General features: G+C 42.1%; 1 pseudogene. It reads right to left on the reverse strand.

Annotation, left to right across the window (positions count from 1 at the left end):
• Nucleotides 1-371, reverse strand: a pseudogene (locus QUA24_RS24935) (hypothetical protein); the annotation flags it as partial.
• Between the last annotated feature and the right edge of the window lie 1,028 nt (nt 372-1,399).

Genomic DNA, 1,399 nt, shown 5'->3' on the forward strand with positions numbered 1-1,399 from the left:
CCACCACTAAAGGATACATCACCAACGTTACCAACGTTAGCCACGGCATTAGACAGATAGCCATTATCATCAAAAAGGACTTTACCGATAAACATACTCGGGGCTGAAACATTTCCCGAGTTGGAGATGTTAAAAAGAACTGATGCACCTTGGTCAATTACGTCAAATGAAAAGCTACTTAGATAGTTATCTCCAACCGTATCGCCACCAGTGATATTACCAAAGCTGAAGGCAGAGGCAGGTGCTGCGGAGACTGCACTAACAGCGGCGACACCGGCAACAGCTAAAATAGATTTGACTAAGTTTAATTGGAATTTCATGGTTGACACCTTTATTTTTATGTTGAGTGGAAGCTGTTTTTTTTCCTTCACATATTCAATCTAAAGCAAAGTACAAGTTAATGCAAGTAGTTTTGATAAAGATTGGATGAAGATTGGGAAAATGCTGATTGGATTTAGCCAAAATGCCTAAATTGATGGCTTCTAGCTAGCTATTTGCTATGGTGTACATCAAAAAATAGGGGTGCTGTCACCCGGATTTTAGTCCTGACTTTTCTCTCTTTCAAAAAGCTATAACCCACCTTCCTTAGCTGGGTTTTCACACAGCATAATTACTGATAGAACTCTTTTAAATATCTAATTTATGCCCTTGAAAAGTTTTTTATCCGTTAATGTACGGTATAAAAGTTTAAGTGATAGCTTGATTGCTGGGTAAAAATAAGTAAAAACCGATGGTGACAGTGGAAACTGCGGAATGTGGGCTATCACTCAGGACAAGATATTGGATCATATTCGGTGCGTCGATTCTCGCTTTCGGATGCGGCAACCAGCGCAATTTAGACTTATATATTGCACCATTACCAAGAACCGGCTCTCCGGCCCGTTCCACAAAGAATGAGTTTTCTTGTGGGGAGTAGGGGGTAGGCAGGAGAGGTCGCCCAAAACAGGCTTGTTGATCATGGTGCAACATCTCAATTTAGAGACCAATTGTTTCGGTGCTGGTTATTATCTGTGACGCCGGAATTTTGACCGACTAAAGGGACGACTCGACTTTCTGGGACATAGTTTTGGGAACACCTTTACCGTCGGGGCTGTTTCGGGGCAACCACGGGGGGATTGCCCCTACGGAAAACCAGCTTTTTGTACGGGTCGTGCCAAGAATGCCGACCCATCCAGAATTTGTTAGGCATTTGGTGGGATTGGGGCAGCCCCTACAAGAGAATGAAACAGCCCTGCGTCTACCGTAGAAGGCGCGGTGGTCGTTATCTAAAAATGTTGGGACTAATAATTCTATTTCTGGGTCTGCTTTCGCTAAAAATTGGTTAATAAGTAGTTAGACAGAATTAATTACACAAATACATAGTAGAATGATATTCCAGGCAAAATTATGAGTTAATTAG

This window comes from Microcoleus sp. Pol12B5, assembly GCF_036701335.1.
Taxonomy (GTDB): Bacteria; Cyanobacteriota; Cyanobacteriia; order Cyanobacteriales; family Microcoleaceae; genus Microcoleus.